Genomic DNA, 24536 nt, shown 5'->3' on the forward strand with positions numbered 1-24536 from the left:
GGGCTGGGCGGGCTGGTGGCGCTGCGGCTGGCGGCGCTCTTCCCGGAGCTGGCCGAGGGCGTGGTGGTGCTCGGGTCGGCGCGCGCGCTGCCGGAGGGCGTGCGGGAGAAGCTGGGCCTGTCATGGCAGCTGTTGCGCGCGGACCCGGACTTCCGCGAGGGCCTCTACGGGCCGGACACGCTGCCCCGCAAGACGATGCGCCGGCTGCGGCTGGACTTCCTCAAGCTGCTGTACGGGCGCGAGCACCTGTCCTCCGTCTACCCGAGCGCCGAGGCGGCCCGGCTGGCGCTGGAGGCGGAGGCCGACGCGTTCGCCGACACGTTCGACCCGGTGTCCTGGGCCACGCTGTGCTCGGCCTACGCGGGGTGCGACGTGGCGGACTGCTTCGCGCACATCCGCGCGCGGGTGCTGCTCATGGCCGGGGCCACGGACGCGCTGGCACCGGTGAATCGGGTGCGCGACACGTACCACCTGCTGAGCGCGGCGGGCGTGAGCGCCCGCTTCCTGGAGCTGCCGGGCCCGGGGGACCACGGCGCGCTGCTGTCGGACGCGGACCGGCTGCACGGCCCGCTGAGCGACTTCCTGCGGCGCTGCTGACTACTCGCGCGGCGTCTTCGGGCCGGACAGCTTCCCGCGCAGCGCGCCCACGAGCATGCCGATGGCAATCTCGTTGTTGCCGCCGTGGGGGATGATGATGTCCGCGAAGTGCTTGGACGGCTCCACGAAGCCCATGTGCATGGGGCGCACGTGGCGCAGGTACTGGCTCACGACGTGGTCGAAGTCGCGGCCGCGGTCCTTGATGTCGCGGGTGAGGCGGCGAAGGATGCGCAGGTCGTCATCCGCGTCGACGTAGATCTTCACGTCCATCTCGTCGCGCACCTCCTTCATGTGGAGGACGAGGATGCCCTCGATGAGGATGATGTCGCCGGGGTCCACGTTCTTCGTGTGGGGCTGGCGCGACGAGGTGACGAAGTCGTACACGGGCTTCTGGATGGCCTGCCCGGCCTTCAGCGCTCGCAGATGACTGACGAGCAGCGCCGTGTCGAACGCGTCCGGGTGGTCGAAGTTCACCTCCCGCCGCTCCGCCAGCGGAAGGTCCTTCAGGTCCCGGTAGTACGAGTCCTGATCGATGAAGGCCACGCGACAGTCGGCCAGCGCCTCTCGGACCTTGCGGGCAACGGTGGTCTTTCCGGACGCAGTACCGCCCGCGATGCCAACGACGAGGGGGGACACCATGGCGGCCGCACCTACCCCACCAGGGCGGTCCGCGCAAGGCTTCGGTCCAATTCCGGACATCTACCCCCGGCGGATCAGCCCGCGCCCCTGGGCCTCGGCCAGCAGCGCGGGGGGCGCCTCCTCGATTGGCATGGGGCGGGAGGCCAATGTGCGCAACCACTCCGCCAGCCCCGGGGGCGTCACCAGCACCTCGTGGCCCCCTCCCCTGCGACGGGCAAGGAAGTGCCAGGGCCCGGGCGCCGGCCGGCGCGCCACCTGGGCCAGCGACTCCAGGCCGGACATCTCCAGCGAGCCACAGGCCCACGCACGGGCGGTGAGGTGGCGACGCACGGCCCGCGCGGCGAAGACCAGCTCCGAGAGGTCCACCGGGAGGGCGCCGGGTCGCACGTCCTCCGCCAGCCCCACCTGCCCGGGCCCCGGCGGAGGGACGGGGCGCATGAACAGCGTGGGCAGGAGCATCTCCAGGGCGAGCGCTGCGGAGGCGCCCTCGTCGGGACGCTCGCGCAGGCGCCGCATGGCCCACCGGGAGAAGACCTGCCCCGGTGAGCGACCGATGCCATCGTAGAGGCTCCGGAACTCAGCGTTGCCGGTGAAGGCGGCGAGCTCCTCCCGCGTGCCCGCGAGGAGCAGGCGCGTCAGCGGCAGCTCGCGGTCCAGCACCTCGGCCACCACGGCGAGGCGGAAGTCCTGGTCCGCCAGCGTACCCTCCACGTCGTCCACGGTGGTGGGGGGCGCGGCGCAGTAGCCCGCGTCGTACAGCGCCCAGGGCCGGCTCTCGCCCGTCAGCGGCGGCACGGTAACGTCTCGTGGGACGGGCAGCTTCAGCGGTGGGCGCTCGCCCGCGGGGATGAGCTTGCGCAGGCGGCGCAGTGACAGCAGGGCCACCTCGGGCGGGTGTCCGTCGCCCTCGAAGGTGACGGCGCGCAGCGAGGGGCAGCGCGGGACGAGCGACTCCAGCAGCGCGAACAGCTCCTCGCGCACGGGCTGCGTGTGGTCATCCACGTAGAACTTCCGCGAGCCCCGCCGCGTCACCACGCCGCCGGCGATGTGGATTTCGACGACCTTGTCCAAGGGGAAGCCGTCCAGGCCCGCCTCCAGCGGCAGGCCGGCGGAGAGCTGGTGGCTGAAGAGGTGCCCCAAATCCAGGAGCAGCGGCAGACCGGTGCGCTGGTGCAGGCGGGCCATGAAGTCGAGCACGTGCCACTCGCCGCGGCGGGCCAGCACGGCGGGGTTCTCCAGCACCAGGGGCATGGAGAGGTGGCGCTGCACGTGGAGCGCGTGGGCCGCGCAGTCCACGAGGGCCGCCTCGTTGAAGGCCGGCGTGAAGTAGAGGTAGCCCGGGAAGGGCTGGCCGCCCACGTGCCACCAGCCCACGTCGTTGCCCACCCACGGGCTGCCCACCGCGCGCGCATGCGCGTCCAGCGCGGTCAGCGCCGACGCGGGCTCCAATTCCGGCCCCCAGAGGTTGAGGTGCACGGGGTGGAAGAGCACCGGCACCTCCGCGCGGCGACGCCACATCTCCGGCAAGAGCGAGGCCTGCTCCTTCGCCTCGTCCAGGGACAGCGGCGCGCTGTACTCCACGAAGTCGAAGAGGCCCGGGGACGCGTCCAGCAGCCGGTACGGTTGGGGCACGTCCGCCGTGCTCAGGTTGCTGCTCAGCCCCAGCCCGCGCCAGGGCAGTGTCCACGTGTCGGCGTCCGCGAGCGTCATCCGCTCAAGGTAGCCGTACCGGGACATGGATGGGAGACCGGCGAGCAGCGGGCGCTCGGGCCATCGCCCGCCGGACAGCGCGGGCAAGGCTTTCCGGCTCCAGCGGTCATCGGGGCTCCATGAGCCAATCGTTCCGGGAGTACCGTCCCTCCACGCCCACTGCCCGGAGGAAACATGTCCATGACCCCGCCCACGAGCCTCGAGACACAGGTGGCGGAGGCTGCCCGCGCATGGTGGGAGGCCTCGCGTCACCTCGCTTACAAGAGGGGCCAACGGCGCATATGCCCCACCGGAATCGAGAGGTCATGCGCCGAGAACTGCTCCAGGACGGATTCGAACACCCGCCGGGTAATCGCAGGCGCATCGATGACCGCGAACAGGTGAAGCTGAGGAGCCTCATCATGCCACCACGTGGCGCGCAGGCCCGGCGGGCGTGATGACAACGTGGTCGTATAGACCTCGACGAAGTACGCATCATCCTCCGTCCGCCAGTAGGCATCGACGTTCTGGCAATCCCCCGGAGTCAAGTCGAGCTCCCGCAGGAGCGGCAGGTCATCAGCAAAGGCATGAATGGGGATGTAGGCCCACGAGCGGCCTTCGACGGTGTGCACGGGCAGGGAGTCGCCGCACGACGCAAAGGCGATGCGCTCATTGAAATCAGCGAGCCGTCGAGCGCGAGCACGCGCCAGCTCGTTGCCCCAGCGCTTCTTTCTTGCTCGGCGCATCATCGGCCATCCCCGATCTCGATTCGGAATCCAAGCCTCCAGCCAGACCCGATTCAGTTTCAGTGAGACGTCATCCAGGCGCTCTTCATGAGGGACGTGAGGTCCCCCCACTCCTGACAGCGCTCCCAGCGAGCTCCAAGCCCACGCCGTGCCGCAAAGGCGTGGAACCTTTTTTCCGCGCCACTGTCGGAAGCCTCCGCGAATCCGAAAACACGGAGGCAGTGAATGAGGCGGATCCACACGGCCGTCACGGGAGTCGTCTGCGCGCTCGTCCTGGGAAGCATCACGACAGGCTGCCGCTCACAGGCGGAGGGCGACACCGCGGCGGCGCCTCGCCCGACCGAAGCACAGCGGCCCACCCGTGTGGACGCCGCCGCGAAGGCGGTCGCAGCCCCGGAGCCGAGCCACGGGCCCGAGAGCCCGGTCATGATGAGCGCGAAGCCTCTCGCCCCCTCCGCGAAGCCCGCTGCTTCCACGATGTTCGGAGGAAAGATGGATGGGCTGGGCCTGCGCGGCACCGCGCCCGGAGGCGGGGGCTCGGCGGGTGGAGCCGCGCTCGGCATCGGCGGAATCGGCACGGTTGGACGCGGGGGCGGCTCCCTGAATGGACCAGGCCCGGGGAGCGGAGCACGCATGGGCAAGGGCGCCACCTCAACTCTCGTGACCAAGGGCCGTGGAGCCGGCCTCGCGACCGTGTCCGGCCCCACCGAGCCACCCTCCTCCGGCGAGGGTTACCGTGACTACGGCGTGAATCCCTTCGTGACGGCCGCGGAGGACCGGCTGTCCACCTTCGCCGTGGACGTGGACACGGCCTCGTACACGCTGGCCCGCCGCAAGCTGTTGGACGCGGAGCTGCCCCCGAAGGAAGCCGTGCGCGTGGAGGAGTTCCTCAACTACTTCCGCTACACCTACCCCGCGCCCACCGCGAGCGACGGGCCGCTCGCCGTGCACCTGGATGCCGCGCCCTCACCGTACACACCGGGCCGCTACCTGCTGCGCGTGGGCGTGCAGGGTCGGCGCCTCTCCGTGTCCGAGCGCAAGCCCGCGCACCTCACCTTCCTCGTGGACGTGTCCGGCTCGATGCAGTCCCCGGACCGGCTGCCGCTCGCGAAGCGGGCGCTGCGGATGCTCGTGGACAACCTGCGCGACGGCGACACGGTGGCGCTGGTGACGTACGCCGGCAACGTGCGGCGCGTGCTGCCACCCACCGGCCTGGAGCACAAGGCGCGCATCCACTCCGCCATCGAGGACCTGTCCGCCGGTGGATCCACGGCGATGGCGTCCGGCATCGAGCTGGCCTACCAGGAGGCGATGAAGACGCTGGACGGCGCCTCCGTGTCGCGCGTCGTCATCCTCTCGGACGGTGACGCCAACGTGGGCGCGACGAGCCACGAGGACATCCTGAAGACCCTCCGCGGCCACGTGAAGGAGGGCATCACCGTCACCACCGTGGGCTTCGGCATGGGCAACTACCAGGACACGATGATGGAGCAGCTCGCGGACCAGGGGAACGGCAACCACTACTACGTGGACTCGTTGATGGCCGCGCGCCGCATCTTCCAGGAGCAGCTCGGCGGGACGCTGGAGGTCATCGCGCAGGACGTGAAGCTGCAGGTGGAGTTCGATCCGAAGCAGGTGGCCCGCTACCGGCTCGTGGGCTACGAGAACCGCGACATCGCGGACCGCGACTTCCGGAACGACCGCGTGGACGCGGGGGAAATCGGCTCCGGCCACACCGTCACCGCGCTGTACGAGCTGGAGCTGAAGCCCGGCGCGGGCGCGGGCCTGGCCACGGTGCGCGTGCGCGCGAAGCGGCCTCGCGGCGAGTCCGCCACCGAGCGTACCTACGCCTTCCCCGCCGGAGCGCTCGCTCGCACCTTCCCGGAGGCCAGCGCCGACCTGCGCTTCGCGACCGCGGTGATGGGCGCGGCCGAGCTGCTGCGGCGCAGCCCGCACGCGGAGCGCTGGAGCCTCGAATCGGTCCGCGACATCGCGCGTGCGGCCACGCCCGCCGGCAACGCGGAACGTGAGGAATTCCTCACCTTGTTGGAGCGGGCCCGTCCCCTGCTTCGAGGCGTGGCGGCGCGATAGTACACTCCGGGCTCCTTCCCCCCGCACAAGGAGCCCTCGATGTCCTCCGCCACTCGAGCCGAAATCGACGAGTCCCATGCGCAATATCGCGGTTCCTGGCGGATGCTCGCGTTGGGGAGCCCCGCGGGCGAGGTGGTGGAGCGGCCCGAGGTCTTCATCACCGCGTGTCACGTGTCCTGGGCGATGATGAACGCGGCCTTCCTGCGGGCGCCCGCCGAGTCGGAGCAGGCGCTCTCGGCGGCCGTCGCCTCGGCGGCGCGCTACTTCTCCACCACGAAGCACGGCTGGGCCTTCGTCTTGAGCGACGACTGGCTGGCCCCCTCGTTGCGCGAGCGCGCGGAGTCCATCCTCACGTGGTACGGCCTGAAGTTCCAGCCCCAGATGAACGCCGTGGGCATGGTGGCGGAGCGGCTGGCGGAGCCCGTGCGTCCCCTCCCCTCGCTCGACCTGCGCCCGGTGAAGGATGCATGGACCCGTGAGGCCGTCGCGGACATCAACTCCCTCTGCTACGACGTGCGGCGCGAGATCGGCCGGGAGGCCTTCGCCGTGGAGTCCCTCTACGGCCCCGACTGCCTGGGCTTCGTCGGCTGCCGGGATGGCGCACCCGCCACCAGCGCGGTGGCGATGCGCGTGGACAACGTCGCCTACGTCGCGCTCGTGGCGACGCTGCCCGAGCACCGCCGCGTGGGCGCCGCCGAGGCCACCATCCGCCACGCGCTCGCCGAGGCCCGCCGCGACTGGGGCATCGAGCGCACGGTGCTGCACGCCACCGACGCGGGCCTCCCCGTCTACCAGCGCATGGGCTACCGGCCGGTGACGCTCTTCCGCACGTACATGGCCTCGGCCCCGGGCCGCGCCGAGTAGTCGCTACGCGTCCAGGTGGTCGGCGGGGATGACGCCCTGCTCGACGGCGAGCGCCCGCAGCCGCGCCTTCACGCGCTGGAACTGCTGGCGCAGCGCCGTGGCGCGGCGGTTCAGCGCCGCGCGGTTGACGGGCTCATCCGGCTCCGCCATCACCCGGGCAATCTCCGTCCAGGGCAGGCGCTGGTCCACGCGCAGCATCAGCAGCATCCGCTCGTGCGGCTCCAGCTGCTCGCGCAGCGCGCGGAAGCGCTCCTTGACGGCGGTGCGCTGCCAGGGATGCGTGTCCGTGCGGTTGCGCAGCGGCTCGTTGGCGGCCGGCTCGCTGACGGGCTGCTCGCGCGCGGCGGGCGCGTGGATCTGGTGGTAGCAGGCGTTGCGTGCGAGCCGGTAGGCCCACGTCCGGAAGGAGCTCTCCCACCGGAAGCCCGGCAGGCCCTTCACCAGGTTCTCACTGAAGAGGCTGAAGGCGTCCTTCGCCAGCTCCGGGTGGTGGAGCACGGACGCCATCAGCCGCCGGATCTCCGGCCCGTAGGAGCGCATCGCCAGCTCCACTCCCTGGCCGTAGTCCCCTCGCATGCAGAGCGCGCGGATGTGCGCCTCCACCTGCTCCCGGGATGCCAGCTCGCCGCCCTCCACGCCCTCGTCCTGGCCCGTTATCGGAGAAGTCATCGCGTCACACTCCTGAGCTCGTCACCTGCACGGTGGGAGTCGTCTCCGCGCGTCCGTGACGCCCACCTCGCCACGTGCGTCCACTCAAGCGTCGGGCGAGATGCCCCCCACGGGCGTGGCCAGGGGCACCGGCAGCTCCACCACCGGATGTCCGAGGCGTCCCTCGCGCACCAGCCGGTCGTAGCCGAGCGCGCCCTGCGCTCCCGCCACACGCAGGGTGTGGTTGAAGGCCTCGCGGGCCTCCGCTTCCCTGCCCAGCCCTCGCAGCGCCTCCGCCTCCAGGCCGCGCAGCACCACCTCGTAGGAGCGCTCGCCGCTCGACACGGCCAGCGCGAGCGCCTCGCGCACCGCCTCCAGTGCCTCGATGGACTGGCCCAGCAGCAGGTGGATTTCCGCCAGCATGCCCAGGTCGTGCGGCAGGCCCGCCTCGAAGCCGGAGCGCCGCCACTGCCCCAGCGCCGCCTGCATCAGCGACAGCCCTTCCCGCGCGCTGCCCAGCATGGCCAGCGCCCACGCGCGGATGAGCGTGGACCAGCCCAGCCACAGCCGGAAGTGGTGCTCGCGGGACAGCGCGATGTTGCGGTCGCATAGCTCCAGCGCCTCGCGGGGCTCGCGGCGGAGCTGGCATCCCAGGGCCGCGTACAGCAGCGCGAAGGCCGTCGTGTTGGGGTGACCGATGTCCATGGCCAGCCGCAGCGCCTGCCGGGCGTGCTCGCGCGAGCGGTCCTTCGCGCCCAGCGCCGCGTGCACCACCGCCGCGTAGGCCAGCGCCGCCACGCGCGGGTTGATCCAATGCTTCACCGCGAGCACCTGGTGCTGCTCCAGGCCGACGTCCGAGAACGCGAGCGCCAGCTCCAGGTGCTCCAGCGCGGCGTGCACCTTCCCCCAGGTGAAGAAGTCGGTGGCCATCATCCGGTAGCCCAGCGCCAGCAGCTCGCGCTGGCCGTGGCCGCGGCCCAGGCGGACCAGCCGCTCCGCCACCTCGTGTGCCTCGTCCCACCGGGCCCGCGCGAAGGCATGGGCGAAGACCACCCAATAAGGGGGCTCCAGCCGCGGCAGGTCCTCCTCCACCTCGTGCATCAGCTCCCGGATGCGCGCGTACACCTGCTCGCCCTCGGGCGAGTGGTAGCCCTGCACCTGGACCAGCGGCAGCCCCAGGGCCATGAGCAGCTTCAGCTCCTGCCCGGAGCGCTCGCGCGAGGGCGGCAGCATGCGCAGCAACTCGAGCGCCTGACGGAAGTGACTGAGGGCCTCCACGTTCGCCGAGCGGCGGCTGGCCAGCTCGCCCGCGCGCGCCCACCAGCGCATGGCGGCCTCCACCTGTCCGGACTCCGTGTAGTGCCAGGCCAGCAGCTCCGGCTGGGCCTCGGACAGCTCCGGGAACTGCTCCGCCAGCACCCGGGCGACGCGGCGGTGGTACTGCCGCCGCAGGTGCCGGGGCAGCGAGTCCGAGGCCGCGTCCTGGATGAGCGCGTGCCGGAAGCAGAAGCGCGGCTCCGGGGCCTCCTCCGCCTGGAGCAGCCCCTCCGCGACGAGCCCGCTCAAGTCCTTGCGCAACGCCGCGTCCCCCCTGTTGGACAGCGACGTCAGCAGCGCGTACGAGAAGCTGCGTCCGACGACGGCGCAGAGCTGGGCCAGCTCCTTCTGCGACGGAGGAAGCCGGTCCAGCCGCGTGAGCAGCAGCTCCCGCAGCGACATCGGCACGGCCGAGGCCAGCGTCGCGGCCGGCGCCTCCCGGGTGGACGGCTCTTCCATCACCGTGCGCGTCAGCTCCTCGGCGAAGAGGGGGACGCCGTCCGTCTTCGCCACCAGCCGCGCCACCACCTCCGAGGGCAGCGCCTGCTGCCCCGCCACCTTGCGCACCAGCTCGCCGGCGATGGCGGCCGGCAGCCGTTCCAGCGAGAGCCGGTGGAGCGTCGCGCTGGTGGCCCAGGGCGGCCGGAAGTCGGGGCGCGCGGTGAGCAGCAGGCAGGCGCGCACCCGGGGCAGCTTCTCCAGCAGCACGCCCAGGAGCTGGAGCGTGGACGGGTCCGCCCAGTGCAGGTCCTCCAGCTCGGCCAGCACCGGCCGGTCCTCCGCCAGCCGCAGCAGCAGGGCCGTCAGCGCCTCCAGCGTCTCCTGCTTCAGTCGGTCCGGCGTGTAGCGCAGATGCGGCGCGCCCTCGTCCGTGGTCAGGCCCACGAGGCCCGACAGCACCCACGTGCGCTGGTGGCCCAGGCCGAGCTCACCCAGCCGCGTCTCCAGCCGCGCGCGGTGCTGCGCGGGCGTGCCCTCCGTGTCCAGCTGGAGCAGGTGGCGCAGCAGGTCGATGATGGGAGCGAACGCGCTGGTGGTCGCCTGGGGCCAGCACTGGCACCGCAGCCGGACGGCCATGTACGGGGCCACGCGCTCACGCACCTCCCGCAGGAGGCGCGACTTGCCCATGCCCGCCTCGCCGGTGATGAGGCCACACACGCCGTGCCCACCGCGCGCCTCCTCCCACCAGCCCAGCAGCCGCAGCAGCTCCGCGCGCCGTCCCACCAGCGGCGTGAGGGGGCGGGCCACCAGCGAGCGATCGAACCGGCTCGCCGCGCGGCGAGGGCGTAGCACCTGGTGGATGCGCACGTCGCGCACGCCGGACAGGCCCGTGAAGCGCAGCGTCTCCAGCGGGTGTGTCTGGAAGGCACCGCGCACCAGCGTCAGCGTGGACTCGCTGAGGCAGGCCGCGCCGGGCCGCGCCTGCCTCGCCAGCCAGGTGGCCATGCGCGGCGCCTCGCCCTGGATGGACGTGTCGTCCAGCACCACCGTATCCGTGTGGATGCCCACCTGGACGGCCAGCTCGCGCCCCGGCGGCAGCAGCAGCGACTCCTGGAGCGCGGGCGCCACCGCCGACGCCAGCCGCAGCCCCGCGTTCACCGCGCGCTCCGAGTCGTCCTCGCGCGCCACCGGGCTTCCGAAGCAGCCGAGCACCTCGTCCCCCATGCACAGGACGACGGAGCCCCCATGCTCCTGGATGATGTCCGTGCACGTCTGGTGGAACGCGGCCTCCAGTTCGCCCACGTCCTCCGGGTCCAACCGCGCCGACAGCCCGGCCACGTCCGCGAGCCGACAGGCCACGAGCGTCACCTGCCGCCGCTGTGGCGCCGCGCTCCGGGCCACCTTGCGGCGGGGTGCCAGGCCCTCCTCCACCTGACGCAGCCGCTCACGCAACTCCACCGCCGAGCCCAACCGCTCCCCGGGGTCCTTGGCCAGCAGCAGCATCAGCAGCCGGTCCACCGTCTCCGGCAACTCGGGCCTGCACTCGCGCACGGAGGGCACGGGGTCCGGCGCGGTGACGCGCGCGCGAATCTCAGCCGGCGAGCCCTGATAGGGAGGCTCGCCCGTGAGCATCTCGTACAGCAGGATGCCCGCCGCCCACAGGTCGGTGCGCGCGTCCTGCGCCTCGCCGCGCCACTGCTCGGGCGCCATGTACGGGGGCGTGCCCGCGGTGGACAGCGTCACGTCGGGGGGCGCGCTCGCGGCGGCGAGCCACGCGAGGCCGAAGTCGAGAATCTTCACCACGCCCTTCTGGGTGATGAAGACGTTGCTGGGCTTCAGGTCACGGTGGACGATGTGGTGCTCGTGCGCGTGCGCGAGCCCCGCGGCCACCGCGTCGAGGATTTCCATGGCCCGGCGCGGGTTGGGCCGTCCCCGCCGCAGGAGCGCGGACAGGGACTCGCCCTCCAGGCACTCCATGACGAGGAAGGGGACCGGGGGCTCTCCCGGCTCACTGCTCCAGAGGTCCACGTTGTAGATGCGGACGATGTGCTCATGGTCGAGCTGCGCGATGGCCCGCCCCTCCTGCCGCAGCAGGGCAATCATGGGCGTCTCGGCCAGGGCCTCGTGGGGGATGAGGAACTTCAGCGCCACGGAGCGCTGCAGCTCGGTGTCGTGGGCGCGGAAGACCTGGCCCATGGCGCCACCGCCCAGCTCCTCCAGGACTTCGTAGCGCCGCCCGTCCCGGTCTCCCAGCCGCATTCCCGGCACGGGCAGGCGAGGCGGCACGGACGCGCGTGCCACCTGGTACAGGAAGCTGTCCTCGAAGTCGTCCTGGTCGAACGCCTCGCTGGCGGACTCCCGTGCTCGCGCGGGAACCCGGCGACCCTCGTCGTCCTCGGTCCACTCTTCTGGCATCGCCGATTCCCCCGGCTACGGCACGCGCCCGGCGGCCACCCGGGTTCAGGTTAGGAACGGGCCCCTGACTCAACAAGGAACCGCCCGGCGGCCACCCTGTCCGTCACATCGGCCACGGGGGCTCTCGCATCACCCTCCGGTACGAGGCGGGCATCGCGTGCACCTGCCCGCCCTCGGGCCACGGGGCGGGACGGACAGGCGCAGCCCCCGGAGCCATGCCTGTTCTCACCGCGTGCGGCGGCGCAACATCAGCGGAGCGGGCAGTCACTCCAGAAGGAGTCCGCTGCCAGGGGGGATGACCATGCGTCATGGCACCACGACCATCATCACGGCCATCCGTCCGGGGGCGCTCGCCGGATTGGAGGCACGCCTGGCCGAGGCCGCCGAGCCCCGCGCCGGCCTCTTCACGGGCGTGCCCGGCCTGCACTTCGCGCGCTGGGCCATCATCGACCTGACGCCGCCCGAACAGACCGGAGGACCGCGCGACCCGCGGCTCATCCTCGGCGCGGACTTCACCGTGCCGGACGCCACGGCCAGCGCCGTCCAGCTCGACCGGCGATTCCTCCAGGGACTCATCTCATGGCTGCGAGGGCTTCGCGCACAGGGCATCCGCGCGGCCAGCCTCTTCGATGACATCTACCGCGCGTGCCGCGGCTACCCGGAGGAGGGACTCGAGGACCCGGACGCCGTGGAGGCGTACCTGCTGTCTCACCGCGCGGAGACCACCGCCCGGCACGTGGACTTCGCCTACCGCTTCGCCGCCCCCGAGGAGCTGCGCGAGGCCGTCAACGTGCTGCGCGCCGTGGACAGACACCTGGACGCGCGGGCCCGCCTGCTCTCGGAGACACCATGGCGCGGGGGACGCGGTGAGCTGCCACACCTGCACCGCGAGCTTCGGGACGTGGCGCTGGCGGAGTCCGCCACCGTGTTCGACCCGGACTGGACGCGGCGGCTGGAGGCAGCGCGGCGCGAGGCGGCCGTGGCCACGGTGGGGTACTTCTTCTACCGCGCCTTCTGGTCCTGGCCGCGGGTGATGGCGCTGAAGCTGTGGCTGCGCCTCTCCGGCCCGAAGCACTCCCTGGAGGCAGGAGGCCCCCTCGCGCCGGAGCTGGCCGCGGCGCGGAGCCCTTCCCCGCCGCGCGACACCCTGGTGCAGAACCCCATGGTGCACGTGGCGCGCATCACCGGAGGGCCCGCGGCGGTGCGGCTGGCGAAGGCCGCCCTGCCCAGTGTGAATCTGCGGCTGCGCCGCTACCTCGTGGGGCTGAATCACATCCAGACCATCCACTGCGCGCGCTGGCTGCTGCACTCGGATGGGGACGACGGGCCGCACCACATCATCTTCTTCAGCAACTACGACGACAGCTGGGAGGCGTACATCGACGCGTTCGTCGACTACCCGGACGTGCGCGCGTTCCTGGAGCTCATCTGGAGCCAGACCGACGGGTTCCCTCCGAGGGTGCGCAGCCTCGCCCAGGCGAAGAAGCGATGGCGGAGGCCCGGGACGCAACTGCCCGTGGAGCCCTTCAAGGCGTGGCTGCGCGCGCACGAGGTGCCCACGCGCGTCTGGTACAGCGCCGCGCTCGATGGCGGCCCACCCCAGCGGCACTCCGTCCTCCTGCTGCACAACGCGCTCCGGCTGCGCGAGCTGCTCGCGCGAGAGCGCATCGACCGTCCGCTCCGGGATTGGGCCGCGCGCCGCGCCTTCGCCGCGTTCCTGTCCCGTGGCGCCTGCGCTCCGGGCCGCGCGCTGCCGCGGCTTCCGGCGCTCATCACCCACTCACTGTCCGCGCTCTCCGCCGCCGTGCGCGGCTGGCTGGAGGCGGCACGGAGGAAGCACCATGTCCCCGACCGAGCTGGAACCCCGCCGGAGCTTGCCCCCGGCACGCTCCCTCCCCCTGGAGCCCTCGCCAGCGCTGGAGCTGGAAGACATCCAGGGTTTGTTGCTGCACGGCTATAGGGAGATGAACGCGCTGGCGCTGCTGTTCCTGCGCATCGAGGACGCGAGCGCCTGCCGGCAATGGCTCCGCGAGCTGTCCAGCGGCGTCATCACCTCGGCGGACCCGGTGGAGCACCAGCGCCACGCGCGCGAGCGGGGCAAGGACTACCCGCGCGTCAACCTCGCGCTGACGCCCCGGGGACTCGCGGCGCTCGGCCTTCCCGAGGAGGTGCTGACCACCCTGCCCCTCGAGCTGCGCGAGGGCATGGCACGCCGCGCGCGCGAGCACCTGCGCGACGTGGACGCCAACGCGCCGGAGCACTGGCGCATTGGCGGGACGCGCTTCGAGGACGACCTCCACGTGCTGCTCATGCTCTACGCGGCGGACGAGGCGGGCATGGACCGGCTGCTCCACGACCACTCCATGCTCGCGGAGCAACAGGGGCTGCGCGTGGTCCACGTGCAGCAAGGCCGGCGCAGGCACCAGCCCGGCGACCCTCCCGGCTACTTCCGGGACCACTTCGGCTTCCTCGACGGCCTGTCCCAGCCGCGCATCGAGGGCCACAAGGACCCCGCTGGCGTCCCGCGCGACTACGACCGGCCCGTGAAGAACGGAGAGTTCATCCTCGGCCACCTCAACGAGTACGCGGAGTACCCGCTCTCTCCCTGCGTGCCGGAGCGCTTGGACCTCGCGGACGAGCTGCCCGCATGCCCGGGCCGCGCGGACTGGAAGGATTTGGGACACAACGGCAGCTACCTCGTGGTGCGCAAGCTGGAGCAGGACGTGGACGCCTTCGAGCGCTTCCTCGACGAGCACGCCTCGCTCGCGCCGGAGGGCGCCCCGGAGGACCGGCGCGAGTGGCTCGCGGCGAAGCTGGTGGGCCGCTGGCGCAACGGCGCGCCCCTCGTAGCGGCGAAGCGCGGCCCACTGCACCGCCTGCTTCCGTCCCTGTCGCGCCGCGAGAAGGCGAAGCCACCGCTCGTGTCACCGGTGAGCACGAAGGACGTGGACAACAGCTTCCTCTACGGGCGCGACGACCCGCACGGGTACGGGTGCCCGGTGACGGCGCACGCCCGGCGGTGCAACCCGCGCGATGCCCAGCCACCCTCGCGCGAGCTGTCCACGGAAGTCACGCGCCGCCACCGCCTGCTGCGGCGGGGCTTCAACTACGCGGACGACAGCGGACGGGGCCTGCTCTTCATCGCGCTCAACACCAGCTTTGGCCGGCAGTTCGAGTTCATCCAGCGCAGCTGGGTACACTTCGACCAACTTGGAGGGGTGGAGGGCGCGGAAGACCCACTGGCCGGCGACGGCGGCGGACGGCTCGTCATCCCCCAGCAACCCGTGCGGCAATGTGTGGCGGACCTTCAGCGCTTCGTGACCACGAGAGGAGGCGGGTATTTTTTTATGCCGAGCCTGAAAGCGATTCGCGTCCTCGCGGCGTTGGAGCGCCCGGCTCCGGAGTGAATGCGCGAAGTGGCGGGCGGGATGCATGGCCGTCGGGCCTGTTATGGCAGACTCACGGCATAGGGGCTCGAAGCATCCATGATCGCCACAGCACATCGGAGTTCGCGCATGGCCGGATGGGATGACCTCGTCGTGGCGGTGACACGACCCACGGGGGGACGTCTGGAGGACTCGGCCATCTCGACGCTGGTGGAGACGCTGCTGGGCACGCGGGAAGCGCAGCTCACGCTGCTCCAGCAGCTCCAGCGCGACGTGCGTCAACTCCAGGAAGGCCCATTCCACGCGGGCCGCATCCACCTGGAGTCGGCGCTGAAGCCGCACCGCACGCGGGACGAACGGCTGGAGCTGCTCAAGGCCGCGCGCGGCAGCTTCACGGACGCGCTGGGCATGGAGCGCGACAAGGCGCGCGTCTCGCTCACCGCCCTGCACCTGGGCTTCTGCTGGCTGCTGCTCGGCGCGGAGAAGGACGCGCGCGAGTGGATCCAGATGGCGCACCGCACGGCGGTGGAGGCCATGAAGGACATCCTCACCGAGGCCGCCACCGACAAGGGCCTGACGCACAACCGCTACCTGGACCCCGCGCTGACCTTCTTCATGTTCTTCACCAGCGCGGCCACGCTGGGCGCCGGCTACCTCTTCTGGGACCACGTCATCAGCAAGCGCACTGACAAGGTCATGCGCCGGGCGCTCACGCAGCTGGAGTCGCTCGCGGACTACGTGGACATGGTGGGCGAGGTCCGCCTCCGCCTGGGTGAGATTCCCACCGCCGTCCCCCGCTACGAGCTGTCCCACGGCCTCGACGAGAGCCGGTTCCTCTCCCGGGTCACCATCCGGAAGCTCATCAGTGACAGGGAGGCCATGTACTTCAATGGCCGGGAGACCCGGAAGGTCACCTGGAACGACACCGAGCGCTCCGAGGTCATCACCCGCGAGCTGCTCTGACCGTCGGAAGCAATCGGATTCCGGCCCCACCGTAGAGCAGGCATGAGCGCTGGAAGTGGGAGGCACCCGCCATCCCACATCCAGCGGATGTCACACGCCTGTTCGAGGGTGTTTTCAGGAAAGCCCCGACGGGAACGTCAGAGGGGCGCGACATAGTGCGCGACTTCTGAAAGGAGGGCGACGGTGGTGGCCCAGACGATGCTTGTGTTCATTCCAGTCATTCTGCTGATCGCCGCGGCGGTGGTGATTCCCAGCCCGCGACGGCGTTCCCGGCGCGGCTAAGCGCCTACGGCGGGGGCCCCGGTAAGAGGGGGGCCCCGCCCCTTGAAGCTCACCGGTTCAGCGGGACTTCGTTGATCCAGTGAAACCTCCGGTGGAGGAGCAGGTACTTCGACTCATCCACCTTCTCGAGCACGACGTGCAGCGTGTGCTCGCCCACCGTTCCCTGAAGGATGAGAGAGTTCGCGTCCGGCTGCTCGTATTCGAGGAGCTTGGGGACGTCGGCCCTGTCCATGCGGGTCAGGACGAGGGCCCGCTCCTCGGGGCGGACCATCGCGCGGAAGTTCTGCCGCGAGTCATCCATCATCCGGATGCGCGCGCCCCGGGCCGGGCCGAAGGTGATTTCCCTCCAGCGGACCGGGTCGGTGATCAGCGGCGGCAGCTCCTGTCCATCCCAGACGAAGGATTGGACCGTGTAGATGCCGTAGAGCGGCGGGCGGGGCGCGGAGTCGCCGTACTCCGCGCGCTCCTGGAGCTTCTCCCGCGTCATCGAGAACGCGCACCATCCCAGGAACAGCACCTTCACCGCGCGGCTGCCCCACTCCACCTGACGCGTGGAGAACGGCGTGCGCAGCACCACCGGGGCCACCGCGCGATTGAGGACGAGGAAGTCGGCGAGCCGGCGCAAGTCTGGAAGCAGGAGGAACCCCGCCATCAGCAGCAGGTGCGTGGAGAGGAGCTTCACGGGGACGTCATAGAAGTAGTTGAGCGCCGCCACGTTGCTCATCACGGCCACCACCACCAGCGCGCCCAGTGTGGTGGTGCGGCGGAAGCACAGGAGCACCGCGCCCAGGACCTCGGCGCCGCCGGTGAAGAGGTTGTAGCCGGGCGAATACCCCATGAAGGTCCAGACGAGGCCCATGGGTGACATCTCGCCGAGGGGCTGCGTCAGCCGCTCCAGCGAGGGGAACAGGAACTGCGTCTTGAGGACCTTGGCCAGGCCGTACGACAGCATGGCGGCGAAGAGCATGTAGCGGACGTAGACGCGCAGCCCCGCGTGGAGCGTCACGTACCCCGGCCGGCGCCGGTCCAGCACGGACCACACGAGCGTCACCGCCACCGTGATGACCGCCTGGATGAGCAACTGGACGTAGTTGAACGTCGTGTCCCCACTGCCGTTGGGGAGCATGGGGACGTCCACATCGAAGCGCGCCGCCACCTGGTAGACGAGGTCCTGCCACAGCACCTCGTACTTCTCGGTGAGCGTGTCCGAGCCCGGGAGCAGGTCCAGCGGGAACGGCAGGCAGTAGACGAGCAGGTAGACGAAGGCCAGCCGGAAGGCGATGCGCCGCCCGAGCCCCCAGCGTGCCCCGGCCGGAGACGGAGCGGAGGTAACGCTCCCCATCCCGGGCGCTTCGGAAGTGGGCGGGTGCGACGGGACTTCGGCAAGACTCATGGAGAGGGACTCCCTGGCGAGCACGGGGTAGCCGCGAAAGCCTACGTGGGCGGCGATGGGTCCCCAAATACCTGTTCCCCGGCGGTGTAGAGTGCGGTCGGCCCAACCGCACGGAGCCGCCGTGGCTGAACGTCCCACCGTCCTGGTCGTCGATGATGATCCGCACCTGCGTGAAATCGTCCGCTTCGCGCTGGAGCAGGGAGGCTTCCGCGTGGACGAAGCCGCGGACGGGCGGGCCGCGCTGGAGCAGGTGCGGCGCTCGGTGCCGGCGCTCATCGTCCTGGACATCATGATGCCGGAGCTGGATGGGCTCGGCGTGTGCCGCGAAGTCCGCCGCACGCACGAGCTGCCCATCGTCTTCCTGTCCTCGCGCGACGACGAGGTGGACCGCATCCTCGGGCTGGAGCTGGGCGGCGACGACTACCTCACCAAACCCTTCAGCCCGCGCGAGCTGGTGGCGCGCGTGAAGGCGGTGCTGCGGCGCGCCCGGCCCTCCCCTGCCCTCGCCCCGGAGCCCGCGCCGGCCGCATCGAAGATGCAGGAGCGCGGCCCGCTGCGCATGGACGCGGAGCGCTGGCGCGCGTGGTGGGGCGAGCACGAGGTGGTGCTCACCGTGACGGAGTTCCAGCTGCTGGCCACGCTGCTGCGCGTGCCGGGCAAGGTGTTCACGCGCGACGAGCTGATGACGCGCGTCTACGACGATGTGGTGGTGAGCGACCGCACCATCGACAGCCACGTGCGCCGGGTGCGGCAGAAGTTCGCCGCGGCCGGCGGAGAAGTCATCGAGACGGTGCATGGCCTCGGCTATCGGCTCGCCCTTCCCTGACCGGCGCGCGCGCCCGCGCCTGTGGATGGTCTTCGCCGCGGTGGGCGTGGCGGGCTTCGTGCTGACGCTGGCGGGGCTGTCCTTCGTGCGCGTCTATGACAACCAGCTCATCCGGCAGACGGAGACGGAGCTGATTGCCCAGGGCGCGGTGGTGGCGGAGGTCTACCGCTCGGTGCTGCGCCAGCAGGTGGACCCGGCGCACTACGGCCGGGTGAGCACGGCGCGCTGGCCCTACCCCGTTCCCGACGACAAGCGGCTGCGGCCCATCCTTCCCTCCCTGAAGGCCTCGGACGCGCCGCTGCCGCCGGACGAGACGCCCGAGCCGTCCCACCTTCCCGCGGAGCGCCACGCGAGAGAGGCGGGCACGCTGCTGAGCCCGATGCTGGAGCAGGTGCGAGCCACGACGCTGGCGGGCATCCGCGTGGTGGACTCGGAGGGCGTGGTGGTGGCCAGCAGCAGCGCGGAGCTGCTCGGCACCTCGCTGGCGGACCGGCCGGAGGTGCAGCGGGCGTTGCAAGGCGAGCCCACCAGCGTGCTGCGCCGCCGCTACGCGGAGCCCGAGGACACGCCGCTGGCCTCGCTCAGCCGGGACACGGGCATCCGCGTCTCGGTGGCGCTGCCGGTGCTGGAGGGTGAGCGCGTCTGGGGCGCGGTGGTGCTGGCGCGCACGCCGATGACGTTCGCGAAGGCCATGTACGCGGACCGGTGGAACCTCACCGCGACGGGGCTGGTGCTGCTGGGAGCCGTGGGGCTGATGTCGCTGGCGGCGGCGGCGCTGGTGGGCCGGCCGGTACGGGCGCTGGTGAAGCAGACGCGCGCCATCGCCGCGAGCGCTCCGTCGGGCTTCGAGCCGGTGGCGCGTCCGGTGGTGGCGGAGCTGGCGGAGCTGTCCGAAGCACTGGCGGGCATGGCCACGGCGCTGCGGGACCGGAACCAGTACATCCGCTCGTTCGCGGCCAACGTGTCGCACGAGTTCAAGACGCCACTGGCCTCCATCCAGGGCGCGGTGGAGCTGTTGCGAGACAGCGCGGACGTGATGTCCCCGGAGCAGCGGGCGCGGTTCCTCGCCAACGTCGACGCGGATGCGCGGAGACTGACGCGGTTGGTGCAACGGCTGTTGGAGCTGGCGCGCGCGGACTCGATGACGGCCACGCCCGCGCGGGTGGAGCTGGCGCCGCTGCTGGAGGGACTCGCGACGAGGGCCCGCGCGGAGGGCGTGGCGGACGTCCAGGTGACACCGGGGCCCGCGGGGCTCGCGGTGGCGCTGCCGGCGGAGGTGCTGGACGACGTGCTGTGGCAGCTCGTCACCAACGCGCGCCAGCACGGCGGCGAGGGCGTACGGGTGGGCCTCGCGGTGGAGTCGGACGGCGCGGGCCCGGTGCGCGTGGTGGTGCGGGACAACGGACGTGGCATCTCCGAAGCAAACCAGGCCCGCATCTTCGACGCCTTCTTCACCACCGCGCGCGAGCGGGGCGGCACGGGGCTGGGCTTGACGATTGCCCAGTCGATGCTGCGAGCCTTCGGCGCGGGACTGGAGCTGCTGCCCTCGCAGGCCCAGGGCACGGGCGCCACCTTCGCGGTGGTGGCGCCCGCGCCGGTGACTCAGCGGAAGTAGCTCTCGGAGATATCCACCGAGTAGCCCAGCTCCAGCGTGGGCGCGGACGCGGCCACGAGGTACTGACGGAACTGCAGCTCCTTGCCGGGCAGCCCTGCTTCGGAGCCGCTCGCGGACGCGGCGGTCTCCACCTGCTCCAGACTGCCGCCCTCGCGGCGGTAGTTGAACACCGCCGGGAAGTGCGCGCGGGCGCGCAGCTCGGCCACGGGCCAGGAGACGCGCGGCAGCGCCAGCTTCAGCCGGCCCGAGAGGTGGAACACGCCCAGGTCGCGCGTCAGCACCACCTCCAGCGCGCCGCTCGTCTCTCCGAGCCGCGCGGGAGCGACCTTCAGCTTCAGCGTGCCCTCCTGCGTCTCCACGGGAACGGGAATGGAGTTGAGCGTGATGCGCTCCAACCGATGTCCCTCGGGAAGCTCCAGCTCCAGCGGCTGCTCGCGGTCCAGGCTCAGCGCATAGCTCACGCGCAGCGTGGCACGGCCCTCCAGCGTGGACACCCAGGACGCGGTGGCCTCGGCGATGCGAGGCTCCAGCGGCGGACGCACCTGCGGCTTCTGGCTCTGCGCCACCTGCGCCACGGCCGTGCGCCAGCCGACGCGCAGCGCGCCCTGCACCGGGTACACGGAGTAGGACTCGCCCCCGGACGCGGGCAGCGGCTCCATCAGCGTGAAGGCCGACGTATCCGCCTCCAGCGCCAGCGGCACCGGCGCGACGCCGGGAGCGAAGCGCAGCTGCGCGCGACGCTCCGAGCCCGTGCCCGGCGAGCGGACGGAGAGGCTCACCTCGAAGGTATACCGCCCGGCCTTTCGCGTGAGCAGGCAGAGGTATCCATCCACGACGCCCACGGTGGCGTCATCCAGCGTGGGCAGCTCACTGGGGTACGTGTCCGCGTCGAGCTGGAGCAGGCGCACCTGCGTCCAGCGCTTGTCCGCGAGCACCTCCACGTCGAACTGGCCATCCACGAAGAGGGCATCCGAGGAGAGGCGGCCCTTGAGCTGGCTCTTCACCATCGCCTCCATCGGAGGCGGCGTGGACGGCGCGGAGTCGCGCTGCGCATAGAGGGAGATGATCTGATCCAGCGGCACGGTGGCACTGCCCGAGGGGGTGGAGGCCGGCGCGCCGTTGGTGGCCAGCAGGAGCCCGAGGACGAGAGGCAGGGTGGACATGGCAATCAGCTCGCTTCCGGGGTGACAGGGGTGACGGGAACGGTGGCGGCCACGGCGGCGGCGCGCGGCGGCTCACCGGGCTGCGAGAGGTCGGACAGGAAGGCGCGCACGCTGGCGCGCGTGGAGAGCACCATCAGGCCGAGCAGCGCCGCGAGGATCTCCAGCGTGTAGATGAGGCCGGTGTAGCCATCGAGGATGACCGCGAAGGTCGGCACCACCAACGTCGCGCCCCACAGGCCCGCGAGCACGGCGATGCGCTCCTTGGGGAAGGCCCACCGGAGCCAGGCCACGACCGCCGCGCCCAGGCCGAGCGCCGAGATGGCATACGCGACGTAGAAGTTCATGAACGCGGCCAGGTACGAGAGCAGCACGAAGAAGAAGCCGTAGACGCCGGCCAGCAGGTACATCTCGTGGAGCGCGAGCTGCCGGCGGTGGCGCAGGCCGAGCGCGGCGAGCAGCGCCAGCAGGCCCACGAAGGGCACCCACGCGCGGCCCGCCATGGTGGACACCATCGCGTCGAACGTCTTCTCCGAGGGCAGGATGACGCCCAGGTTCACGCCGGACTCCAGGGACTTGAAGGCCCAGTCCAGCGTCACGGCGTCGCTCTGCGTCTGCACGGACGTCGCGGCGAGCACGTCGGCCGGGTAGTCGTAGTTCTCCCCTCCCTCGACGGCGAAGTGGAGGCTGACGTCGCGGGCCGGCAGCGCCGGATCCAACTTGTAGACGAACGAGTTCAGGCCCCGGGCGCGGTAGCGGATGGAGAAGCTCGCGGTGGCGTCCTTCGCGATGCGGCCCGTCCACACGAGCCGGTTGCCGGACTCGCCCAGGTCCAGGCTGGACTCCTTGCCATCGACGAGGAACTTCAGCTCCGAGAGGAGCACCTGCGACTTGTCCATCTCGATGGGGAAGATGAACGCCACGTCGATGTCGCGGCCCTCGGTGTTGGCCACGGCGTAGTCCGCGTCGAACGTGAAGTCGAAGCCGGAGAAGTAGCGCAGACCGCGCTTGCGGTAGTTCATCTGCGCCTTCACGCGAACGTGCTGACGGTCGAAGGGCAGCGGCTTCAGCTCGGTGAAGATGGTGCCGCTGTGCACGTAGCGCAGCGACGGCGCGGGCTGCGTGACGGGCGCGCCCCAGCGGTCCTCCACCGCGGCGGCCAGCTCCGAGTTGGCGAAGTCGGTCCGGTCCGCCACCTGGCTGGCGATGACCGTCGTGGCGAAGATGACGATGAGGAGGCTGCCGAAGACGTGGTGGGCGACGAGCCACCGGAGAGCCCGGCGCAGGGCTCCGTCAGGCGCCCTCGGGGAACGGGGAGGAACAGGAGGAGCGTTCATGGGCGCAGGATGGGCGCCCGCTGTGCAACCCGGATGATCCGCCCGTGCGCTTCCCGAGGAATGTTTGTGCGGATTTCGTGCAGAGTGAGCCGATCTGCATCAAAGTCCTACCCAGCATGGAGGATGCCTACGATCGCACACAGACACACCTGGAGTGGTTGTCTGTAGGCAGATCAGAATCGCCTGATCCTGATGTCGATTTTTTTGACCTGCGGATCAGCGCCGATCAGGGCCCCGGCATACACCGTCCGTGTGATCCAACCACATAGACCCACCTCCTCTCGGAAGCATGTAACCCATGTTGCACGCTGTAGTGGCGGGGGCCTGACGCCCCTGAACCCTCCTGGAGGGCGCACCGTCCGTGAACCTTTCCGGGCGCGAGGACCCAGGGGGTAGACGGTTTCCTGATCGCTACACAGATCGCGGAGGTCTGGATCAACGCCGTGTCTCTGTCGTAGTGGATGGTCGCGATCAGCTCACGTGCCCGGCACCCATGTGTCTTCAGGGTGCGACAGGCTGCGACAGGTATGGGAGGTGCGTGACAGGGCTGTTGCACGCACCGGGAAACAGGGATGCGGACACCGGCGCTCGCCGGACGCGCGCAAGGGCCTGACGCTTCGTGCTCGGGCTCGTTGGGAGGCAGTGACCGTGGGCGGGTTGGACTGGGTGCAGGTCGACGTGGGCTTTCCCCTGAGCCTCGCCGTGGTGGGCGCCGCGCGCCTGCTGGGGATGGAACGGCGGGCGTTCCTGGGCGCCATCGTGGAGCTGCAGATCTGGGCCGTGCAGGCCCTCCCCTCCGGACGCTTCGAGCCCTTCGCCGCGTCCGCCGGACGTCCGCGGGACGCGTCCGCGGACGAGGCGATCTGGTGTGAAGCGGTCGAGGGCGCCGTCCGCTGGACAGGCACTCCCGGGGCGTTCTGGGAAACGCTGATCCGCACCGGCATCCTCGTCCGCGAAGGCGACAGCGTGCGGCTCACGCTGTGCGATCGCTACGTGCAAGTCCTCGAAAAGAGGAGGAAAGAAGCCGAGCGCAAACGAAGAGAACGCGCCGCCAAGGCCGCCGCAGCGTCCGGAGGACGTCCCGCGGACGCACCGGGGACATCCAGCGCTAGAAAGAAGAAGGAGAAGGAGAACGAGAAGAAGATCCTTTCTTCTGCAGCAGCAGCGATGGAGGGGTTGGACGAGTTGGCGATCGGTTTGTCCCCGGGACACTTCGCGCCCGTTCCACTCGCACCCGTTCCACCGCCACCGCCTCCGGACGAGGCCCAGGACGCGGAAGTCGATCCCGTCCAGCTCGCCCTGCCCGGCACGCACCTGGTGCCCGTGTCGCTGCCTCCCGAGGAGCGGATCACGGAGGATCAGCCCGAGGCCGCGCCTCCACCCCACCCGCCCCAGGCCCAGGCGGAGCGCTTCTTCGAGAGCTTCCAGAACGAGCGCGTCCGCGCCTTCCGCGGCGTCCCGCGCGAGGACATGCCCGCGGGCTGGCCCGACTGGTACCGCCACGCGCTGGCGAAGGTGGGCGGTGACGAGGGCCGGCTGATCGCGGCCTGCCGCGGCTACCTGCAGTCCGACTGGGGCCGTTCACGTCAGCCGGTGGGAACCGCTGTCGCCTTCTGCTCGCCGAAGGTCTGGGTCCGCTACGTGCCGCACGAGCCGCCCGACTCCGTGGTGGCCGCCGAGACGTCCGCGCCCGCCGCCGTGTCCGTGGACGCGTCCACCCCGGCTGGCCGCACCTGGCAGCGCTGCCTCATGCGGCTGAATGATCAGGGCAAGCGCTACGCCCTGCTGTGGCTCCAGAAGGCCCGTCCGGTGGACGTGGCGGACGGTCGGCTGATCCTCGCCGTGCCCGACGTCTACTTCCGCCAGTGGGTGGAGGAGAACTACGGCGCGATGGTGGAGCTGCTGGTGCGCGAGTGCGGCCTGCACGGCGTGGACTGGCGCGTGGTACCGCACGAGCACACGGCGGAGGCGGCCACGGGCCACATGCGGTAGGCGGGCAGGCCCGGCGGTCCCACGGAAGTCGCCACGGTGGGAAGTCCCCTTCTCATCCCCGCCGGGCATGTCCCTTGCTGAAGACAGGGCGGGAGAGCACAGCGGGGAGGATGGATGCGCGGCGGGGATGAGAAG

General features: G+C 71.1%; 17 protein-coding genes. 9 read left to right on the top strand and 8 right to left on the bottom strand.

Annotation, left to right across the window (positions count from 1 at the left end):
* Positions 1-597 (top strand): alpha/beta hydrolase family protein (locus HG543_RS32395; protein ID WP_500690506.1); only part of this gene is annotated, 597 nt, incomplete at its 5' end.
* Here the strand turns inward: HG543_RS32395 and udk are convergent.
* From udk to HG543_RS32410, 3 genes are all read right to left on the bottom strand, one after another.
* The gene (gene udk / locus HG543_RS32400; RefSeq protein ID WP_169348788.1) at positions 598-1236 is read right to left on the bottom strand and encodes a uridine kinase; all 639 of its coding nucleotides are present in this window, start codon (positions 1234-1236) and stop codon (positions 598-600) included.
* A gap of 60 nt (positions 1237-1296) precedes the next feature.
* Positions 1297-2946 carry an MbnB/TglH/ChrH family RiPP precursor modification enzyme gene (locus HG543_RS32405; RefSeq protein ID WP_169348801.1) on the bottom strand — a complete coding sequence of 550 codons (1650 nt, stop codon included), beginning with the start codon at positions 2944-2946 and terminating at the stop codon, positions 1297-1299.
* Positions 2947-3203: 257 nt separating this feature from the next.
* Complete coding sequence (locus HG543_RS32410; protein WP_169348789.1) at positions 3204-3674, bottom strand: hypothetical protein; 471 nt, start codon at positions 3672-3674, stop codon at positions 3204-3206.
* Between the two features lie 690 nt (positions 3675-4364).
* Between HG543_RS32410 and HG543_RS32415 the strand changes: the two genes are divergently transcribed.
* Both HG543_RS32415 and HG543_RS32420 read left to right on the top strand, forming a co-directional pair.
* Positions 4365-5762: a vWA domain-containing protein gene (locus HG543_RS32415; protein ID WP_343073491.1), complete on the top strand. Its 1398-nt coding sequence runs from the start codon at positions 4365-4367 to the stop codon at positions 5760-5762.
* A 39-nt stretch (positions 5763-5801) separates the two neighbouring features.
* Positions 5802-6626 (top strand): GNAT family N-acetyltransferase, encoded by an 825-nt coding sequence (locus HG543_RS32420; RefSeq protein WP_169348790.1) that lies wholly within the window; start codon positions 5802-5804, stop codon positions 6624-6626.
* 3 nt (positions 6627-6629) lie between these two features.
* On the opposite strand, the gene HG543_RS32425 is transcribed toward HG543_RS32420, so the two are convergent.
* On the bottom strand, positions 6630-7295 hold the full coding sequence (locus HG543_RS32425) for an RNA polymerase sigma factor (protein ID WP_169348791.1): 666 nt from the start codon (positions 7293-7295) through the stop codon (positions 6630-6632).
* 84 nt (positions 7296-7379) lie between these two features.
* On the bottom strand, positions 7380-11447 hold the full coding sequence (locus HG543_RS56505) for a protein kinase domain-containing protein (protein ID WP_169348792.1): 4068 nt from the start codon (positions 11445-11447) through the stop codon (positions 7380-7382).
* A 301-nt stretch (positions 11448-11748) separates the two neighbouring features.
* Between HG543_RS56505 and HG543_RS32435 the strand changes: the two genes are divergently transcribed.
* The 3 genes from HG543_RS32435 (at position 11749) to HG543_RS32445 (ending at position 15796) form a co-directional block, all read left to right on the top strand.
* Complete coding sequence (locus HG543_RS32435; RefSeq protein WP_169348793.1) at positions 11749-13407, top strand: hypothetical protein; 1659 nt, start codon at positions 11749-11751, stop codon at positions 13405-13407.
* The gene (locus HG543_RS32440; RefSeq protein WP_246357455.1) at positions 13322-14854 is read left to right on the top strand and encodes a Dyp-type peroxidase; all 1533 of its coding nucleotides are present in this window, start codon (positions 13322-13324) and stop codon (positions 14852-14854) included. Before HG543_RS32435 ends, HG543_RS32440 begins: the two co-directional genes overlap by 86 nt.
* A 108-nt stretch (positions 14855-14962) precedes the next feature.
* Positions 14963-15796: a hypothetical protein gene (locus HG543_RS32445; RefSeq protein ID WP_171818008.1), complete on the top strand. Its 834-nt coding sequence runs from the start codon at positions 14963-14965 to the stop codon at positions 15794-15796.
* A 331-nt stretch (positions 15797-16127) separates the two neighbouring features.
* On the opposite strand, the gene HG543_RS32450 is transcribed toward HG543_RS32445, so the two are convergent.
* Entirely contained in the window at positions 16128-17420 is a 1293-nt protein-coding gene (locus HG543_RS32450) for a hypothetical protein (protein WP_169348795.1), read from the bottom strand.
* Positions 17421-17592: 172 nt separating this feature from the next.
* Between HG543_RS32450 and HG543_RS32455 the strand changes: the two genes are divergently transcribed.
* Together HG543_RS32455 and HG543_RS32460 are read left to right on the top strand one after the other, a co-directional pair.
* Positions 17593-18297, top strand: coding sequence for a response regulator (locus HG543_RS32455; RefSeq protein WP_169348796.1), 705 nt, complete (start codon positions 17593-17595; stop codon positions 18295-18297).
* Positions 18266-19912 (top strand): sensor histidine kinase, encoded by a 1647-nt coding sequence (locus tag HG543_RS32460; RefSeq protein ID WP_169348797.1) that lies wholly within the window; start codon positions 18266-18268, stop codon positions 19910-19912. Before HG543_RS32455 ends, HG543_RS32460 begins: the two co-directional genes overlap by 32 nt.
* On the opposite strand, the gene HG543_RS32465 is transcribed toward HG543_RS32460, so the two are convergent.
* Positions 19900-21075 (bottom strand): hypothetical protein, encoded by a 1176-nt coding sequence (locus tag HG543_RS32465; protein WP_169348798.1) that lies wholly within the window; start codon positions 21073-21075, stop codon positions 19900-19902. The genes HG543_RS32460 and HG543_RS32465 overlap by 13 nt on opposite strands.
* Before the next feature lie 5 nt (positions 21076-21080).
* Complete coding sequence (locus tag HG543_RS32470; protein ID WP_169348799.1) at positions 21081-22409, bottom strand: hypothetical protein; 1329 nt, start codon at positions 22407-22409, stop codon at positions 21081-21083.
* A 648-nt stretch (positions 22410-23057) separates the two neighbouring features.
* Between HG543_RS32470 and HG543_RS32475 the strand changes: the two genes are divergently transcribed.
* The gene (locus tag HG543_RS32475; RefSeq protein ID WP_169348800.1) at positions 23058-24401 is read left to right on the top strand and encodes a DnaA N-terminal domain-containing protein; all 1344 of its coding nucleotides are present in this window, start codon (positions 23058-23060) and stop codon (positions 24399-24401) included.
* The last annotated feature ends 135 nt before the right edge of the window (positions 24402-24536 follow it).

This window comes from Pyxidicoccus fallax (assembly GCF_012933655.1).
GTDB classification, from domain to species: Bacteria; Myxococcota; Myxococcia; order Myxococcales; family Myxococcaceae; genus Myxococcus; species Myxococcus fallax.

What these genes read in the sequence shown, in the direction of transcription:
- udk (WP_169348788.1), bottom strand. Translation starts at nt 1,236, where the DNA reads ATGGTGTCCCCCCTCGTCGTTGGCATCGCGGGCGGTACTGCGTCCGGA.
- HG543_RS32405 (WP_169348801.1), bottom strand. Translation starts at nt 2,946, where the DNA reads ATGACGCTCGCGGACGCCGACACGTGGACACTGCCCTGGCGCGGGCTG.
- HG543_RS32410 (WP_169348789.1), bottom strand. Translation starts at nt 3,674, where the DNA reads ATGATGCGCCGAGCAAGAAAGAAGCGCTGGGGCAACGAGCTGGCGCGT.
- HG543_RS32420 (WP_169348790.1), top strand. Translation starts at nt 5,802, where the DNA reads ATGTCCTCCGCCACTCGAGCCGAAATCGACGAGTCCCATGCGCAATAT.
- HG543_RS32425 (WP_169348791.1), bottom strand. Translation starts at nt 7,295, where the DNA reads ATGACTTCTCCGATAACGGGCCAGGACGAGGGCGTGGAGGGCGGCGAG.
- HG543_RS56505 (WP_169348792.1), bottom strand. Translation starts at nt 11,447, where the DNA reads ATGCCAGAAGAGTGGACCGAGGACGACGAGGGTCGCCGGGTTCCCGCG.
- HG543_RS32435 (WP_169348793.1), top strand. Translation starts at nt 11,749, where the DNA reads ATGCGTCATGGCACCACGACCATCATCACGGCCATCCGTCCGGGGGCG.
- HG543_RS32445 (WP_171818008.1), top strand. Translation starts at nt 14,963, where the DNA reads ATGGCCGGATGGGATGACCTCGTCGTGGCGGTGACACGACCCACGGGG.
- HG543_RS32450 (WP_169348795.1), bottom strand. Translation starts at nt 17,420, where the DNA reads ATGGGGAGCGTTACCTCCGCTCCGTCTCCGGCCGGGGCACGCTGGGGG.
- HG543_RS32460 (WP_169348797.1), top strand. Translation starts at nt 18,266, where the DNA reads ATGGCCTCGGCTATCGGCTCGCCCTTCCCTGACCGGCGCGCGCGCCCG.
- HG543_RS32465 (WP_169348798.1), bottom strand. Translation starts at nt 21,075, where the DNA reads ATGTCCACCCTGCCTCTCGTCCTCGGGCTCCTGCTGGCCACCAACGGC.
- HG543_RS32470 (WP_169348799.1), bottom strand. Translation starts at nt 22,409, where the DNA reads ATGAACGCTCCTCCTGTTCCTCCCCGTTCCCCGAGGGCGCCTGACGGA.